This is a genomic window from Ideonella aquatica, from assembly GCF_018069755.1.
GTDB classification, from domain to species: domain Bacteria; phylum Pseudomonadota; class Gammaproteobacteria; order Burkholderiales; family Burkholderiaceae_C; genus Ideonella; species Ideonella aquatica.
The window spans coordinates 65,210-80,358 of record NZ_JAGQDE010000007.1 but is presented as its reverse complement, the minus strand read 5'-3'; the positions used below and the strand labels follow the sequence as shown (position 1 = coordinate 80,358).

Below are 15,149 nucleotides of genomic sequence, written 5' to 3'. Positions count from 1 at the left end.
CCCTCAGGCGGCCGGCGCCTTCACCAGCGCCGCCGCCGCAGGCAGCGGACACTGCAGCAGCGCTGCCAGGTCCAGGATGCCGCTGCCGAAGGCGCCGGCGTTCCACAGCGCCGGCACGCGGGTGCTGGCGCGAGCGCAGTGGCGGAAGGCCTCGACCCGCTGCCAGGGCTGCGGGTAGGCCGCGTCCAGCGCCGCGCCATGGCGCGCCAGCCACAGCGCTGCGGCCGCTGAGCTGATCGCCGCCGCGTACGAGGTGCCGTCGCCGCCCTCGGCATAGCCCAGACGGCCACCGCGCCGCACATCGGCGCGCCGCAGGCCGGCGGCCGGGGCCGACCAGTCGGTCTCGGGGCCGTAGGCGCTGCCGGACCAAGGCCGGTCCTCGCGCGTCACCCCGCCCGCCGCGATGCTGCGCGCCAGCGAGGCCGGCGGCACCACGTCGTTGACGATGTTGCCCGCCGCGCAGCACAGGATCACCCCAGCCTCGTAGGCCTGGTCCAGCGCTGTGCGCAGCGCCGGCCGCACCGCGCTGGCAAAGCAGCCCAGGCTGCAGTTGATGACCGACACGCGCGCCGTGCGCACCAGGTGGTCCACCGCCTCGGCAAAGGTCTCCTGCGCATGGTTGATCCAGACGCTGTCGGTGATGCGCACCGGCACCAGCGGCACCCGGGGCGCCACACCGAGAAAGCCGTCTTGCGGCGCATAGCCGGCGATGGTGGTGCCCACCCGCGTGCCATGGCTGGCCGAGATGCCGCTGAGCGGGTCGATGCCGCCGCCGGGCTCGTCCACCGGCACGCCGGTGTCGACCGTGGCGATCATCGTGCGCGCCTGGGCGGTATCGATCCAGGTTCCGCCGGGCTGGCCGAAGCCGAAGGCCGGGTGCTCGACGTAGCCGGTGTCGGGGTGGCCCACGCGGATGTCGCGCCAGTTGATCGCACCGGGGCCGCCCAGCAGCGCCCAGGCCTGCGGGGCACGCAGGGCGGCCAGATGCCAGTCCAGCGCGGCAGCGGCACGGGCGCGCGAGGCGGGCCGTGGCGGCAACTGCGAGGCATCGCGCAGCGCCACCAGGCGGGCCGCGGTCTCGTCATCCAGCTCGTCGGTGCGCACCACGCCCATCACCTGCAGCAGCGGGCCCACGCCGATCGCCGGGTACTCGATGGCCAGCGCCCGCCGCAGCGGCGCACGCAGCAGCGCCTGCGTCGGCCCGGTGGGCCACAGCGCGCAGTCCAGGCCGGGCAGGTAGTGCTGCAGCCGGGCCTCGACCTCGGTCCAAGGGCGGCCGTCGGTGGTGATCAGCAGGTGGTTCATCGGGTGAGTGTCCTCAAAGCAGGGGATGCATCAGCACCACACCAGGGTTTGCACTGATAAAAAAAGCTTGCGCAAGATAATCAAGTGTTTATCATGCCAACCCATCGACACACCCTGTGCTCGATCTCACCCCGGCACCCGCAGTACCGCCGGCCGACCCACCCGACCAAGGACTGACCATGATGACCAACCGAAACGCCCTGCGTTCCCCGGCTGCCCGTGCAGCCCTGTGCGTCGGCGTGCACCGCGCCTGCCTGAACCGTCCCGCGAGCTGAGGCCGCAGACGTTTCCCGCTGAATCCCAGCGGCCCGGGCAGGTGATGAACCTCCCGGGCCGCGGTGCTTTTGGCCGTCCGTTTTTCATGCGCACCGCACGCCCTCTTGATCCACCTCTGTCCAGGAGATGTCCATGTACACACGACCGATCACCCCGAAGCGACCGCGCAATCCCTTCGTGGCCCTGGCCCAGCGGCGGCAGGCCGGCGTGCATCGCCGATCTGCCTCCGGTCTGCGCCAGCAGGCCCGACAGCAACTGCGCCAGGAACTCGCCGCGCCGCCCGACTGGCGCAGCCCGTGAATCGACCCCCGCGCAACGCCCGCTGACTCCAGGGCGTCGCGCACCGAGGAGAGCACCATCATGCATCGCCCCGCTTTCTCAACGCCCGCCCCCGGCCCCTGGGCGCCCGCACCGGCTCCGGTGCCTGCCTTGCGCCGCGTCGCGGCCCGTGTCCTGCGTCGTGCCGGCGCCTGGATGCGCCACTCGGCCCACGCGCTGGCCCGGCCGCTCCCCGGCCGGCCGCCGCTGCCGCAAACCCTGCCTCAGGTGGAGTTCCACGCCGAGGCGGGTGCGCCCGAAGGGGCGTTGTACGTCGACGGCCAGTTCGTGGGCTGTCTTGGCGTGACCCGTCTGTGATCAGGCCTGCCCCGGCCCGGCTCAAGTCGGGCCGCGGTCGGGCCGATATCCCGGACAGCGCACCGGTCCTCTGACCGGTGCGCCCCTCTTGCCATGGATGCTCCCGTCAGCCCCGCCCCCCGCCGCCTGCCCCGCGATCTGCCGGGCTGGCTGCGCTACCTGCAGCTGGCCGAGATCCCGGTGATGCAGCGCACCGCCGACGCGCTCGAGACCCTGCGCGCGATCGAGGACGACGTCGACGGCCGCATGCTGGTCGAGGTGATCGGTGCCGACCCGCTGATGTCGCTGAAGGTGCTGGCGCACATTGCCGGCCACCACCGCAGCCGCCGGCTCACCGATGTCGAGACCGTCGGCCAGGCCCTGGTGCTGCTGGGCATCACGCCCTTCTTCAGCACCTTCGGCCCGCAGCCCACGATCGAGCAGCACCTGGCCGACCAGCCCGAGGCCCTGGCGGGTCTGCACGCAGTGATCGCGCGCGCCCACCGGGCCAGCCGCTTCGCGATCGGTTTTGCGGTGCACCGCATGGACCATGACGCGCAGGTGATCGAAGAGGCCGCGCTGCTGCACGACTTCGCCGAGATGCTGCTGTGGCTGCATGCGCCGAGCTTGGCGCTGGAGATGCGCCGTCGCCAGCGCGCCGACCCCACGCTGCGCAGCAGCGCCATCCAGCGCGAGCTGATGGGCACCACGCTGGTGGAGCTGCAGCAGGCCTTGATGCGCGCCTGGCGCCTGCCCGACTTGCTGGTGCACATCACCGACGACCGCCACGAGGAAGCCTCGCAGGTGCGCAATGTGATGCTGGCCATCCGCCTGGCACGCCACACCGCGGCCGGCTGGGACAACGCCGCCATCCCCGACGACGTGCGCGATATCGCGCAGCTGCTGAACATGGGCGTTGAGCCCACCGCCGCGCTGCTGCACGACATCGATCAGGACTGAATCAGCCGCCTCGCCAGCGCCCAGCTGGCCGGGTGCTCCACCAGATCCACATGCGCCGTGGCCGGCAGGTGCAGCACCTCGGCCGCGCCCGGCAGCACCGCGGTGCTGGCCGGAAAGACGATGTTGTCGCAGTGGCCGTAGATGCAGTGGAAACGCGCTGCGCGGTCAACCGGCTCGGCCTTCGACAAGGTGGCCAGCCAGCCGCCGCCGCGCTGCATCTGGCGCCCGTTCTCGCTCATCGCCAGCCGCGCCAGCGCGGTGCCGCCGTGCGGTGTGCCGATCGTCAGCACCGCGCGCACCCGGCCGTCGGCCTGCTGCTGCCGCAGCCAGGCGCGGGTGACCAGGCCACCCATGCTGTGGGCCACGATCAGCGGCGGCACGCCGGTGCTTTGCTCCAGCCGCTGCACGGCCGCCTCCAGCAGCGGCACCGCGTCATCGATCGAGCCGAACACCGGCGCCAGGCTGGGCGCGACAAAGGCAATGCGCTCGGCCCGCAGCCGTGCCATCCACAGGTTCCATAGCGCACGGTTGCAGAAGAAGCCGTGCAGCAGCACCACGCCGGGCTGGCCGGGTGCCCCGATGTCGGGGCCGTCGGGCTCGGCCTGGGTGCGCCAGGGCTGGCGCCAGAAGAACACGCGCGGCGCGGTCAGCACCTCGCCCCACCAGGCCTGCAGCCACTGGCGCAGGGAGGCGGGCGGCGACGCATCACCACGGTTGGCCGCCCAGGCCATCAGCATCGTCAGCGCCAGCCACAGCGCGTGCGCCACCAGCACCAGCGCGGCCCAGCCAGCCACCGCCAGTGGCGGCTCGCCACGCAGCGCCGCACGCAGCGGCAGGACCAGCAGCGCCGCCAGCCAGGCCAGCGACAGCACCCGCTGGATCCAGGCCAGCATCAGGCGTCCAGCCAGCGCACTGCTCGGCCGCCCAGGGCGGGCGCCAGCGCCGTGGCCAGGCGGTTGACCAGGCCGTAGATCGACAGCTGGGGGTTGGCGCCGATGCTGGTGGGAAAGATCGAGCCGTCGTGCACCGACAGATTGGCCAGCTGCCAGTGCCGGCCATCGGGCCGCAGCACGCCGCCGCTGGCATCGCCCGACAGCGCACAGCCGCCCATCACATGGGCGCTGACCACGCGCGTCAGCAAGGGCTCCATCGGCAGGCGCTCGATCAAGGCTTTCGCATCGGCCCAGCGGCCCACCAGGCCGGCCTGCTCGTGCACCGGCAGCACCTGGCGCGCACCGGCGGCGAACTGGATCTCGGCCATCGCCAGCAGCGCGCGGCGCGCGCCGTCCATCACGAAGGCGTTGAGCGGGTAGTCCAGCTCGGGCGTGCCGTCGCTCTTCAGACGCACCTGACCGCCGGGCGACTCGGGATGGAAGCCGTCGCGCAGCAGCGCCAGCAGCGTGTGGGTGTTGGGGAACTGGCGCAGCAGCTCGGCCTGCGGCTGGCCAAAGCCGCACAGCGTGCCGGTGAAGACCAGCGGGTGCAGCGGCGGCGCCTCGAGCTTGAAGCCGATCGGCCCGTCGATCGGCTGGGTGTGCAGGAAGTGGTCGGTGTAGATCGTCTGCGGCGCGCCCTGCCAGCCCTGCACCGGCGCATCGAACACCGCCGCCGACAGCACCACCGGGTGCAGGAAGGTGCGCTGTCCCAGGCGGCCATGCGGGTCGGGTGCGCCCGAGCGCAGCAGCAGCGCGGGCGAGTTGATCGCGCCGCCGCTGAGCACCACATGGCGGGCCTCCACCCGCAGCAGGCGATCGGCCGGCCGGCCGTCGGGCTGCATCGCGGCGCATTCCACCGCACTGACGCGACTGCCGTCGTGCACCAGACGCAGGGCGCGCGTCTGCACCAGCAGGCGCGCCCCGGCGTTCAGCGCGGCCGGCAGCGTGGTCACCAGCATCGACTGCTTGGCGTTGGTGGGGCAGCCCATGCCGCAGGAGCCCAGATTCCAGCAGCCGCGCACATTGCGGCGGATGCCGCGCGCCTCGATGCCCAGCTGGGCCGCGCCGGTGCGCAGCAGCTCGTTGTTGAGATTGGGCGGCGTCAGCCAGTCGCCGATGTGCAGGCGGCGCTCGGCCTCGTCGAACCAGGGCGCCAGGGCCTCCTCGGTCAGCTCGGTCAGCCCATGGTGATCCCGCCAGAAGGCCAGCGTGTCGGGCGGGGTGCGGAAGGAACTGGTCCAGTTCACCGTGGTCGAGCCACCGACGCAGCGGCCCTGCAGGATGTTGATCGCCTTGTCGGCGGTCTTGCGGCTGGCGCTTTCCTGGTAGAGCGCGGGGTAGGCCTCGGCCTCCAGCTGGTGGAAGTCGCTGCTGCTGCGCAGCGGGCCTTCCTCGACGATCACCACGTCCAGACCGGCGCGGGTGAGGATCTCGGCGGTGACGCCGCCGCCAGCACCGCTGCCGATCACCAGCACGTCGCAGCTCAGGCGCTCGGGCAGCGGCGCGTGGGGGCCGCCAAAGACGCGCCAGCCGCGGGCCAGACCCTCGCGCACCGGGTCAGGGATGCCCTGGCGCTGCTCGGGCAGCACGGCCTGGTTGCTGATGGGCGGCAAGGGCGTCACGGTCGCTTTCACAGACGCTTTCACAAACGATAGGGGCCGGGATAGCCCAGCACGGTCCAGGTGCCGGCATCGGCGAACCAGGCGCCGTTGCTGAGGTCGCGCAGCGCCTGGTAAACCTGCCGACGCACCGCACTGCCCGACACCCGCATGGCTTGCAACGCTGCCTGCAGATCGGCCGTGGAGGCCTCAGACCAGGCGCTGCCCAGACCGGCCAGCGCCCAGCGGCCGGGTGCGGTGCCCAGCAGCGCCAGCAGGTCCGACAGCTCGGCGCGGGTGGCCGGCGGCAGGCCGGCGATCAGGGTGTCCAGGCGGTCAAGGTGGGCTTTCAGCGCCACGGCCTGCACGGCCGCGTCCTGGGGCAGTACGCCATCCAGCACGGCGCGGGCCACGCCGGCGAAGAGTGCGCGCGCCGGCTCGCTCAGGCGGCCATCGCGCCAGCCGGGCGTCCACACGGCAGCGCCGGCCCCCGCCAGCGCCAAGGCGGTGCCGGACACCAGGCCCAGGGTCAGCAGGGTGCGACGTTGCATCCGGCCAGTGTGGCACCGCCGCCCGGCGCGGCGTAGAGCACGGCCACTAACGCGGACCTGGCATCAGGGTAAGCTCTGAGCATGGCAGCGGACCAGGACAGCATCCTGCGTGAACTCGGGCGGGTCGAGGCCGAGCGCCAGGCACGCCAGCAGGATCCGGTGCTGGGGCGCCGGGTGCTGGCGCTCAAGCGCTACCAGCAGGCCCGCTTCGCCCGCACCCACGCCGACCTGCTGGCCGACGCCCGCTTCGGTCCGGCCGCGCGCTTCTTCCTGGACGACCTGTACGGCCCGCAGGACTTTGCCGACCGCGACGCCCAGTTCGCACGCATCGTGCCCGCGCTGGTGCGGATGTTTCCGCAGGAGATCGTCGAGACCGTGCAGTCGCTGGTGGCCCTGCATGCGCTGACCGAGGCCCTGGACGGCCGCATGGCGCTGGCGCTGACCAGCGACGAACCCGACCGCGCCAGCTATGTGCGGGCCTGGCAGCAGGTGGGCTCTCGCGCCGACCGCGGGCGGCAACTGGCCGAGGTGCTGGATCTGGGCGCCCAACTCGATCGCTACACCCGCCGGCCCTGGCTGCGTCAGAGCCTCAAGCTGATGCGCGGGCCGGCACGGGCTGCGGGTCTGGGCGCGCTGCAGCAGTTCCTGGAACGCGGCTTCGACACCTTTGCCGCCATGCGCGGCGCCCAGGACTTTCTGGCGCGGGTGCAGCAGCGCGAAAGCGCGCTGATGGAGCGCCTGTTCGCGCCCGACGCTGTCGCGGTGGCGACAGCCGCCCAGGCCAGTGTCGCCGAGGTGATAGGACAACTACCGTAGCCCGGCACGCCCTCGGCATCGGACCATCGCCGGCTTGACCGGCTTGCTCTTGTGACCACCTTGCCCATGACCGCCCAGAGACCCGTTCCCCAACCCTGGCTGCAGCATTACGCCGAGGGCGTCCCGGCCACCGTCGACTGCAGCGGCTATGCCTCGCTGGTGGACCTGCTGGGCGAGGCCTGGCGCAAGCACGCCCGGCGTGATGCCGCGGCCTGCATGGGCGCTCGGCTGCGCTTCGAGCAGCTCGACGAGATGTCAGCCACGCTGGCCGCCTGGCTGCAGTCGCGCGGCCTGGCCAAGGGCGACCGCGTCGCGGTGATGATGCCCAACCTGCCGCAGTACATGGTGGCGATCGGCGCCATCCTGCGTGCCGGCTGCGTGGTGGTCAACGTCAACCCGCTCTACACCGCGCGCGAACTGGAGCATCAGCTCAAGGACTCGGGCGCCAGCGCGATCATCGTGCTGGAAAACTTCGCCCACACGCTGGAGGAGGTGATCGACGCCACGCCGGTGAAGACCGTGCTGCTGTGCGCGATGGGCGACCAGCTGGGCTTCTGGAAGGGCCAGTTCATCAACTTCGCGGTGCGCCACCTGAAGAAGATGGTGCCCGAGTTCCGCCTGCCGCTGGACGCCGGCCGCACGGTCACCCGCTTCAACATGGCGCTGGCCGAGGGCAGCCGAATGAGCCTGCGGCGCGTGGACGTGGGCCCCGACGACGTGGCCTTCCTGCAGTACACCGGCGGCACCACCGGCGTCAGCAAGGGCGCCACGCTGCTGCACCGCAATGTGGTGGCCAACATCCTGCAGACCGAGGCCTGGTTCAAGCCCATGCTCGACCAGCTCGGCAACAAGCCGCTGACCGTGGTGTGCGCGCTGCCGCTGTACCACATCTTCGCGCTGACGATCTGCTACATGATGGGCGCGCGGCTGGGCATGATGAACCTGCTGATCCCCAACCCGCGCGACATCCCCGGCCTGATCGCCACGCTGTCCGAGCACAAGGTGAACATGTTCCCGGCGGTCAACACGCTGTTCAACGCGCTGGCCAATGACCCCGCCTTCGCGCGGCTGGACTTCTCGGAGCTGAAGGTGTCCAACGGCGGCGGCATGGCGGTGCAGCAGGCCACCGCCGAGAAGTGGCTGAAGATCACCGGCTGCCCGGTGGTGGAAGGCTACGGGCTGTCCGAGACCTCGCCGGTGGCCACCAGCAACCGTCTGGACCTGACCGAGTTCACCGGCACCATCGGCCTGCCGATCCCGTCCACCGACATCGCCATCCGCGATGACGACGGCCACGACGTGCCGCTGGGCCAGCCCGGCGAGATCTGCATCCGCGGCCCGCAGGTGATGGCCGGCTACTGGAACCGCCCCGACGAGACCGCCAAGGTCATGACCGACGACGGCTTCTTCAAGAGCGGCGACGTGGGCATCATGGACGAGCGCGGCTATGTGCGCATCGTCGACCGCAAGAAGGACATGGTGCTGGTCTCGGGCTTCAACGTCTACCCCACCGAGATCGAGCAGGTGGTGAACCTGCACCCGGGCGTGCTGGAATGCGCCGCGGTGGGCGTGCCCGATGCCAAGTCGGGCGAAGCGGTCAAGCTGTTCGTCGTGCGCAAGGACGCGACGCTCGACGAGGACGACGTGGCGCGCTATTGCAATGAGAACTTCACCGCCTACAAGCGGCCCAAGTACATCGAGTTCCGCGACGAGCTGCCCAAGTCCAACGTCGGCAAGGTGCTGCGCCGCGAGCTGCGCAGCCCGGGCGCCTGACACCGCCCATGGGCTCGCTGCCGGCCGAGCTGGGCGCGCAGCTACTGCAGCGCGACTGGCTGTCGGCCAACCACACCGTGTTTGCCGGCTGCGATGGCGCGCCGGCCGCCGTGGTGGACACGGGCTACAGCCGCCACGGCGCGATGTCGCAGGCACTGATCGACCACGCGCTGGCCGGCGAATCCCTGGGCCGCATCGTCAACACCCACCTGCACTCCGACCACTGCGGCGGCAACGCGCTGCTGCAGGCGCGCGATCCGGCCGTGCAGGTGTGGGTGCCGCAGGGCAGCGTAGACATCGTCCGCGCCTGGGACGAAGCCCGCCTGAGCTACCGCTACACCGGTCAGCAGTGCCCGCCCTTCCGGGTGGACGGCGCGCTGGTGCCGGGGGCCACGCTGCGCCTGGGTCCGACCATGTGGCAGATCCACGCCGCGCCGGGCCACGACCCGGACGCGGTCATGCTCTTCGAGCCCCAGACCCGCACGCTGATCGCCGGCGACGCGCTGTGGGAGGACCGCCTGGCGATCATCTTTCCCGAGCTGGAAGGCCAGGACGGCTTCGGTCCCACCGAGGCCACGCTGGCGCTGATCGAGCGCCTGGCGCCGCGCGTGGTGGTGCCCGGCCATGGCCCGGCCTTCGAGGATGTCGGCGCCGCGCTGGCCGCCAGCCGCCGCCGCCTGGAGGCCTTCCGCCGCGACCCGCAGCGCCACCTGCGCCATGCCGCGCGTGCGCTGCTGATGTTCCACATGATGGAGCACCGCCACCGCCCGCGCGCCGAGCTGCTGGACTGGCTGCCGCGCACGCCGGTGTTCGTGGCCATGGCCCGGGGCAGCGGTGCCGAGCCGCCGGCCTGGGGCCGGGAGCTGGTGGACAGCCTGCTCGATGACGGCCTGCTCGCCGACCATGATGGCGTGCTGCATTGGGCGGTGGCGCCCTCGCGCTGAGGTGTCGACGGCCGTTGGCGCGGTGACAATCAGCGCATGACGTGGCGGCGCGAGGTGTTCTTCCTGGGGGGATTCGATCCCCGCGGGCCCGCGCGCGACCACCGCACCTGCGCGCAAGCCGTGGCCGATCACCCGGTGACCTCCGCCGGTGAGCAGGTGCGCATCGGCCCGCGCCAGCGCGTCTCGCCGCTGCTGGACGCCTGGGATGTGCACTGGACGCAGCCCGACGGCGTGTCGGTACACACCCGGCACCATGTGATGCGCTGGGACGACATCGTCCGCGCCGCCTGGCCGCGCGGCTGGGGCGCGGCGTGGCGCGACCGCTGGGTGGTCTACGCCCGCGCTTTTCACCACGGCGCCTTCTGGCCGATCTGGCGCTTCGCGCGGCCGGCCTTTTGGCTGGCGATGCTGCCGCTGCTGATCGGCCTGGGCCTGGGCGCGCTGTGGGCCACGCTGGCCGGCATGGCGGTGGCGGCAGGCGCACCACGGCTGGTGTGGGCGCTGGCGCTGCCCCTGTGGCTGTGGACCTGGCGCCAGCTGGAGGTGCGGCTGGACGCCGACTGGCTGCTGCGCCTGTACGGCTTCACCTGGCGCGTGGCACGCGACCAGGTGCCCGACATCCAGCAGCGCATCGACGCGCTGGCCGACGAGCTGGTGCAGCGCGCCACCGACGGCCAGGTCCGCGAGCTGCTGGTGGTGGGCCATTCCACCGGCACGCAGCTGGCGGCGATGGTGATGGCGCGCGCCCTGCGCAAGGCGCCCTGGCTGGGCCAGCGTGGCCCGCAGGTGGCGCTGCTGACACTGGGCCACTGCACGCCAGTGCTGGCCTGGGTGCGCGACGCCGGCTGGTTCCGCGACGATCTGGCGCGCCTGGCAGATCACCCCACACTGACCTGGCACGACATCGCCGCCCCAGCCGACTGGGCCGCCTTTGCGCGTGTCGAGCCTTGGCTGACGCCCGGGCGGGCGCGGCTGGCGCGCTATTCACCGCGCTTTCATCAGACCCTGGACGCGGCCACCTACCAGCGCCTTCGTTCACATCGGCATGAGATGCATCAGCAGTACCTGCGGGCGCCGCAGCGTGCCGGCGGCTACGATCCCGTGGTCTGGATGGCCGGCCCGTTGACACTGGCCGAGCGGTCCACTGACTCCGATCGCCCATGAGCCGCTTCTGCCCCCACTACCCGCCCCCCGCCGCACAGCGCCCGTCGGCCTGGTCGATGTTCTTCGGCAAGCGCCGCTCCTGGCTGGACAGCCTGTACGCGCGCAGCTACACGATGAAGATGGGCGAGGTCCATCTGCCCGGTGTGGACCTGTACATGGTCAACGAGCCGGCCCTGGTGCGCCGCGTGATGGTGGACGAGGCCGCCGCCTTTCCCAAGCACGAGATGCTGGGCGAAGCCTTGCGCCCGCTGCTGGGCGACAGCATCTTCACCACCAACGGCGACACCTGGCGCCGGCAGCGCGAACTGATGGACCCGTCCTTCGAGGGCGCGCGCGTGCAGCGCGTGTTCTCGCGCATGCAGGACGCGGCGGATGCGATGGTGCGGCGGCTGTCGGCGCTGCCCGACGGTGCCACGCACGACGTGGAGGTGGAGATGACCCACGTCGCCGCCGACATCATCCTGCGCACCATCCTCTCGCAGCCGCTGGACGGCGGTGACGCGCTGCGCATCTTCGAGGCCTTCGGCCGCTACCAGGCGCTGGCGCCGCGGCTGATGATGCCGGCCTTCTTCGGCCTGCGCTGGCTGCGGCCGTGGTGGCAGGTGCGGCGCAGCCGGCGCGCCGCCGAGGAGATCCGCACGCTGCTGGTGGCGCTGATCCAGCCGCGCTACCAGGCCTACCAGGCCGCACTGGCGCGCGGCGAGGCCGACGATCCCGAGGCGGGCGACGATTTGCTGGCCAGCCTGCTGCGCGTGCGTGATGAGCGCACCGGCCTGGGCTTCCATTTTGACGAACTGGTGGATCAGGTCGCCATGCTGTTCCTGGCGGGGCACGAGACCTCGGCCAGCGCGCTGTCGTGGTCGCTGCATCTGCTGGCCCACGATGCCCAGGTGCAGCAGCGCCTGCACGATGAGGCCGTGCCGCACCTGGCGGCGCTGCGCCAGGACCCGAGCGTGCTGAAGGACCTGCCGCTGGCGCGCAATGTGTTTCGCGAGACGCTGCGCCTCTTTCCACCGGTGGGTTTCCTGGCGCGCCAGTCGGCCGAGCGCTGCACGATGCGCGACAAGACGGTGGGCGCTGGTGCCTCGGTGGTCGTGTCGCCGTGGTTGATTCATCGCCACCGTGCGCTGTGGGCACGGCCGGATGAGTTCGACCCCGACCGTTTCAGCGAGCAGGCCGAGGGCGATGAGCCCTCCGCGCGTGAGTCGCAGCGCCGCGCCTACCTGCCCTTTGGCATGGGTCCGCGGGTGTGCATCGGCGCCACTTTCGCGCTGCAGGAGGCCACACTGGTGTTGGCCACGCTGGCGGCGCACTTCCGCTTCGAGCCCGCGCCCGGCCATGTGCCCGAGCCGGTGGGCCGGCTGACGATTCGCGCCGACAATGGCATCGTGCTGAAGGTCTTTCCAAGGAACCCGCCCGCATGAAGGAACGCGCTGCCGGCTTTCTGGTGATGACGGCGCTGGTGCCGATGGCCTTGCTGGGCTACCTGCTGCTGTGGTGGGTAGGGATCTTTGGCCCCAGTTCGCGCGGCCGCGCGGGCGTGCGCGCGCTGGACCATTTCGTCAACGCCACACTGTTCAACGGCTATGCCTGGGAGTCGGTGTCGTCGCACGCCTGGCGCGCGCGTGAGAGGCGCTGGGCGCGGGTGATCATCTGGGTCACCGACAAGATCCAGAAAGACCACTGCCAACGCGCCAACAAGCGCGAGCAGCCGCTGGTCGACCTGATGCTGGCCAAGGGTCTGCACAAGCAGACGATCGTGTGATGGCTGCGCCTGCCGTCCGTCGCCGGCTGGTCTGCTACCTGAGCGGTTTCGATCCCCAGGGGCCGGCACACTACCACCAGCTCTATGCCCAGGAGGCCGCCCGGCAGGCAGCAGTCAGCGGCCATACGCTGCAGGTGGGGCGCAGGCAGCGAACGGGCGAGCATGTGGCCGCCTGGGAGGTGGATGCCACGATCGAAGGCTCGGCCGTTCAGACCCGCTACGAGTTTCTGCGGTGGGATGACATCGTCCGCGCGCATTGGCCGCGCAGCCGCTGGGCGCTGCTGCGTACCACGCTGTGGGCCAGCTGGCAGTGCTGGCGCGACGGCGTCATGTGGTACAGCTGGCGGCGTTCCTGGCCGGCATTCCTGGCCTTGGCGGGTCCGGGATTGGCGATGCTGATCTGGGTGCTGTTGCTGGCCGTGGTGGGCGCCGCGGGGGCGATCTGGTGGCAGATCGGTGGTCCTGTTGCTTCAGGCGTCTGGCTGCTGCTGGCGCTGCCGGCCCTGGTGGCGCTGGGGGTGGAGGCCGAACGCCGCACGCAGATGGCCTGGTTGATGCGCAGCCTGGCCTGCCTGGTGCGGCAAGGTCGGGGTCAGACGCCCGATCTGGAGGCGCGCCTGGACCTGTTCGCCCAGCACTTGGCTGCAGCGCTCCAGCGCTCCGAGCATGACGAGGTGCTGCTGGTCGGCCACTCCTCTGGAGCGATGCTGGCGGTCAGCGTCGCGGCGCGGGCATTGGCGCGCTTGCCTGTGCACTGCGGGGCGCGGCTGTCGCTGTTGACGCTGGGCAATTGCGGCGCCACGCTGAGCCAGCAGCCGGCGGCCCAGTCCTACCGTGACGAGTTGGTGGCCGTGGGCTCCTCTTCGGCGGTCCACTGGCTGGATGTCAGCGCCCCGCCCGACGGCTGCTGCTACGCGCTGGTTGACCCCTGCGAAGGTCTGTCACTGCCGCCGAGCGCGCCTGGCGCGAAGCGGCTCAATCCACGCTTCGCGCAGCTATTCACCCCGGCCAGCTACGAGCGGATCCGGCATGACAAGTACCGCTGCCACTTCCAGTACCTGATGGCCAGCGAGGTGGTGGGCGAGTACGACTTCTTCGCCATCACCGCCGGGCCCCGGTCCTTGCAGGAGCGCTTTGCCCACCGCGAGGGCGTGGCGGATTTCCGGCAGTTCGAGTGCTTTGGCGGCATCCGGCGATGAGTCGCGTCCTGGTGGCCACGCTGGGTTCGGTGGGCGACCTGCAGCCCTTCCTGGCGCTGGCGCGGGCATTGCGGCAGCGGGGGCATTCGGTGCTGTTCCTGTCCTCGGAGCCGCACCGGGCATCCGTCGAGGCGGAAGGCCTGGCGTTTGAGCCGATCCTGAGTGCGCATGACCATGAGCGCGCCGCGTCGCATCCCGATCTTTGGCATCCGATACGTGGATTTGGCGTTCTATGGCGACATTTGGCGGTGCGTTCGGTGGACTCGACGGTCGCCATCCTGGAGCGCGAGTCCGCCTCGCATCCGCACACGCCGCGCGTGCTCGCCTCCCCCTTGGTGCTGGGCGCCCGCTTGGCGGTCGATCTGCTGCCGTATCGATTGATCACCGCGCACACTGCACCTAACGGGCTTCGGCATCTTGGCGACCCGTTGTTCCTGGGCGCCTGGCGGGTTCCCGGCTGGTGGCCACGCGCCTGGCGCCGTGCCGCGTGGCAGCTGCTCGATCGCTGGAAGCTGCAGCCGATGGCTGCGCCGTTCATCAACCGTTGGCGGATGCGGCGGGGCTTCGCCGCTTTGCAGGAGCCGGTTTTCGAGCGCTGGCTCCATTCGCCCCACCAGGTGATCGGGCTCTTCCCCGAAGCATTCAGTCCTGCGGCTGACGATCTGCCGGTGCCCATGCATTGCGTGGGCTTTCCGCTGTTCCGCCCTCAAGTCCCCATACTGGAGGACCCTGGCTTGCAACTATGGCTTGGCCAGCAGGTCACGCGTCCTCGATTGGTCATCTACGCCGGCTCCAGCCACCACCACCGCGCGTCCGCTTTTCAGGCCTGTGCCGAACGGCTGGACGCCCTGGGTTGGCCCACGCTGTTGTTGTTGCCCGGTTCCGCGCCCGCGAGGTTCGGTGAGTGGGGGCTGATTCGTCCCTGGGTGGATCTGCGCCATACGCTGCCACGGGTCGGCGGCTGGCTGCACCACGGTGGCATCGGTGCCTGTGCGGAAGGTTTGATGGCGGGCGTACGCCAGTGGACTTTCCCGAGCGCCTATGACCAGTTCGAGAACAGCTGGCATGTCGCACAACGCATGGCGCTGCCGTTGGACAAGGTGCAACTCGACGAAGCGCAGCTCCATGCTGGTCGCCTGCCCGGCCTGACATCCCTGGCCGACTGGCCCGTCACCCCCCGGCTGACGAGCAGCGAAGGCGGCGACAGCTCCATCGACCAGGCGGTTCAGCTCATCCTGCAGGGCTGAG

15 protein-coding genes are annotated in these 15,149 nt (G+C 71.0%); 11 read left to right on the top strand and 4 right to left on the bottom strand.

The window, feature by feature from the left end:
* Window positions 1-3: 3 nt before the first annotated feature.
* Window positions 4-1,305 carry a S8/S53 family peptidase gene (locus KAK06_RS09975; protein ID WP_210801834.1) on the bottom strand — a complete coding sequence of 434 codons (1,302 nt, stop codon included), beginning with the start codon at window positions 1,303-1,305 and terminating at the stop codon, window positions 4-6.
* A 408-nt stretch (window positions 1,306-1,713) separates the two neighbouring features.
* On the opposite strand from KAK06_RS09975, the gene KAK06_RS09970 reads away from it, so the two are divergent.
* The 3 genes from KAK06_RS09970 (at window position 1,714) to KAK06_RS09960 (ending at window position 3,156) form a co-directional block, all read left to right on the top strand.
* Window positions 1,714-1,881, top strand: a complete 168-nt coding sequence (locus KAK06_RS09970) for a hypothetical protein (RefSeq protein ID WP_210801832.1) — start codon at window positions 1,714-1,716, stop codon at window positions 1,879-1,881.
* Between the two features lie 60 nt (window positions 1,882-1,941).
* Entirely contained in the window at window positions 1,942-2,217 is a 276-nt protein-coding gene (locus KAK06_RS09965) for a hypothetical protein (protein WP_210801830.1), read from the top strand.
* Window positions 2,218-2,310: 93 nt separating this feature from the next.
* Complete coding sequence (locus KAK06_RS09960; protein WP_210801828.1) at window positions 2,311-3,156, top strand: HDOD domain-containing protein; 846 nt, start codon at window positions 2,311-2,313, stop codon at window positions 3,154-3,156.
* Here KAK06_RS09960 and KAK06_RS09955 read toward each other — a convergent pair.
* The 3 genes from KAK06_RS09955 to KAK06_RS09945 all read right to left on the bottom strand — a co-directional run bounded on the left by KAK06_RS09955 (window position 3,147) and on the right by KAK06_RS09945 (window position 6,240).
* Window positions 3,147-4,049 (bottom strand): alpha/beta fold hydrolase, encoded by a 903-nt coding sequence (locus KAK06_RS09955; RefSeq protein ID WP_210801826.1) that lies wholly within the window; start codon window positions 4,047-4,049, stop codon window positions 3,147-3,149. The two genes, KAK06_RS09960 and KAK06_RS09955, sit on opposite strands and share 10 nt — an antisense overlap.
* A complete protein-coding gene (locus KAK06_RS09950) occupies window positions 4,049-5,656 on the bottom strand; it encodes a GMC family oxidoreductase (RefSeq protein ID WP_210802032.1) in 1,608 nt (535 codons plus the stop codon). Before KAK06_RS09950 ends, KAK06_RS09955 begins: the two co-directional genes overlap by 1 nt.
* Before the next feature lie 77 nt (window positions 5,657-5,733).
* Window positions 5,734-6,240, bottom strand: a complete 507-nt coding sequence (locus tag KAK06_RS09945; RefSeq protein WP_210801820.1) for a hypothetical protein — start codon at window positions 6,238-6,240, stop codon at window positions 5,734-5,736.
* A gap of 81 nt (window positions 6,241-6,321) precedes the next feature.
* On the opposite strand from KAK06_RS09945, the gene KAK06_RS09940 reads away from it, so the two are divergent.
* From KAK06_RS09940 to KAK06_RS09905, 8 genes are all read left to right on the top strand, one after another.
* The gene (locus tag KAK06_RS09940; protein ID WP_210801818.1) at window positions 6,322-7,056 is read left to right on the top strand and encodes a DUF8198 family protein; all 735 of its coding nucleotides are present in this window, start codon (window positions 6,322-6,324) and stop codon (window positions 7,054-7,056) included.
* A gap of 66 nt (window positions 7,057-7,122) precedes the next feature.
* Window positions 7,123-8,829: a long-chain-fatty-acid--CoA ligase gene (locus KAK06_RS09935; RefSeq protein WP_210801816.1), complete on the top strand. Its 1,707-nt coding sequence runs from the start codon at window positions 7,123-7,125 to the stop codon at window positions 8,827-8,829.
* An 8-nt stretch (window positions 8,830-8,837) separates the two neighbouring features.
* A complete protein-coding gene (locus KAK06_RS09930; RefSeq protein WP_210801814.1) occupies window positions 8,838-9,773 on the top strand; it encodes an MBL fold metallo-hydrolase in 936 nt (311 codons plus the stop codon).
* 36 nt (window positions 9,774-9,809) lie between these two features.
* A complete protein-coding gene (locus tag KAK06_RS09925) occupies window positions 9,810-10,937 on the top strand; it encodes a hypothetical protein (RefSeq protein ID WP_210801813.1) in 1,128 nt (375 codons plus the stop codon).
* Complete coding sequence (locus tag KAK06_RS09920; protein ID WP_210801811.1) at window positions 10,934-12,361, top strand: cytochrome P450; 1,428 nt, start codon at window positions 10,934-10,936, stop codon at window positions 12,359-12,361. The genes KAK06_RS09925 and KAK06_RS09920 overlap by 4 nt, the downstream gene beginning before the upstream one ends.
* Window positions 12,358-12,702, top strand: a complete 345-nt coding sequence (locus KAK06_RS09915; RefSeq protein ID WP_210801809.1) for a hypothetical protein — start codon at window positions 12,358-12,360, stop codon at window positions 12,700-12,702. The genes KAK06_RS09920 and KAK06_RS09915 overlap by 4 nt, the downstream gene beginning before the upstream one ends.
* A complete protein-coding gene (locus KAK06_RS09910) occupies window positions 12,702-13,901 on the top strand; it encodes an alpha/beta fold hydrolase (protein ID WP_210801807.1) in 1,200 nt (399 codons plus the stop codon). The genes KAK06_RS09915 and KAK06_RS09910 overlap by 1 nt, the downstream gene beginning before the upstream one ends.
* A complete protein-coding gene (locus KAK06_RS09905) occupies window positions 13,898-15,148 on the top strand; it encodes a glycosyltransferase (RefSeq protein WP_210801805.1) in 1,251 nt (416 codons plus the stop codon). Before KAK06_RS09910 ends, KAK06_RS09905 begins: the two co-directional genes overlap by 4 nt.
* Window position 15,149 lies beyond the last annotated feature (1 nt).

What these genes read in the sequence shown, in the direction of transcription:
- KAK06_RS09975 (WP_210801834.1), bottom strand. Translation starts at nt 1,305, where the DNA reads ATGAACCACCTGCTGATCACCACCGACGGCCGCCCTTGGACCGAGGTC.
- KAK06_RS09920 (WP_210801811.1), top strand. Translation starts at nt 10,934, where the DNA reads ATGAGCCGCTTCTGCCCCCACTACCCGCCCCCCGCCGCACAGCGCCCG.
- KAK06_RS09910 (WP_210801807.1), top strand. Translation starts at nt 12,702, where the DNA reads ATGGCTGCGCCTGCCGTCCGTCGCCGGCTGGTCTGCTACCTGAGCGGT.
- KAK06_RS09960 (WP_210801828.1), top strand. Translation starts at nt 2,311, where the DNA reads ATGGATGCTCCCGTCAGCCCCGCCCCCCGCCGCCTGCCCCGCGATCTG.
- KAK06_RS09955 (WP_210801826.1), bottom strand. Translation starts at nt 4,049, where the DNA reads ATGCTGGCCTGGATCCAGCGGGTGCTGTCGCTGGCCTGGCTGGCGGCG.
- KAK06_RS09945 (WP_210801820.1), bottom strand. Translation starts at nt 6,240, where the DNA reads ATGCAACGTCGCACCCTGCTGACCCTGGGCCTGGTGTCCGGCACCGCC.
- KAK06_RS09930 (WP_210801814.1), top strand. Translation starts at nt 8,838, where the DNA reads ATGGGCTCGCTGCCGGCCGAGCTGGGCGCGCAGCTACTGCAGCGCGAC.
- KAK06_RS09935 (WP_210801816.1), top strand. Translation starts at nt 7,123, where the DNA reads ATGACCGCCCAGAGACCCGTTCCCCAACCCTGGCTGCAGCATTACGCC.
- KAK06_RS09915 (WP_210801809.1), top strand. Translation starts at nt 12,358, where the DNA reads ATGAAGGAACGCGCTGCCGGCTTTCTGGTGATGACGGCGCTGGTGCCG.
- KAK06_RS09970 (WP_210801832.1), top strand. Translation starts at nt 1,714, where the DNA reads ATGTACACACGACCGATCACCCCGAAGCGACCGCGCAATCCCTTCGTG.
- KAK06_RS09925 (WP_210801813.1), top strand. Translation starts at nt 9,810, where the DNA reads ATGACGTGGCGGCGCGAGGTGTTCTTCCTGGGGGGATTCGATCCCCGC.
- KAK06_RS09940 (WP_210801818.1), top strand. Translation starts at nt 6,322, where the DNA reads ATGGCAGCGGACCAGGACAGCATCCTGCGTGAACTCGGGCGGGTCGAG.
- KAK06_RS09965 (WP_210801830.1), top strand. Translation starts at nt 1,942, where the DNA reads ATGCATCGCCCCGCTTTCTCAACGCCCGCCCCCGGCCCCTGGGCGCCC.
- KAK06_RS09905 (WP_210801805.1), top strand. Translation starts at nt 13,898, where the DNA reads ATGAGTCGCGTCCTGGTGGCCACGCTGGGTTCGGTGGGCGACCTGCAG.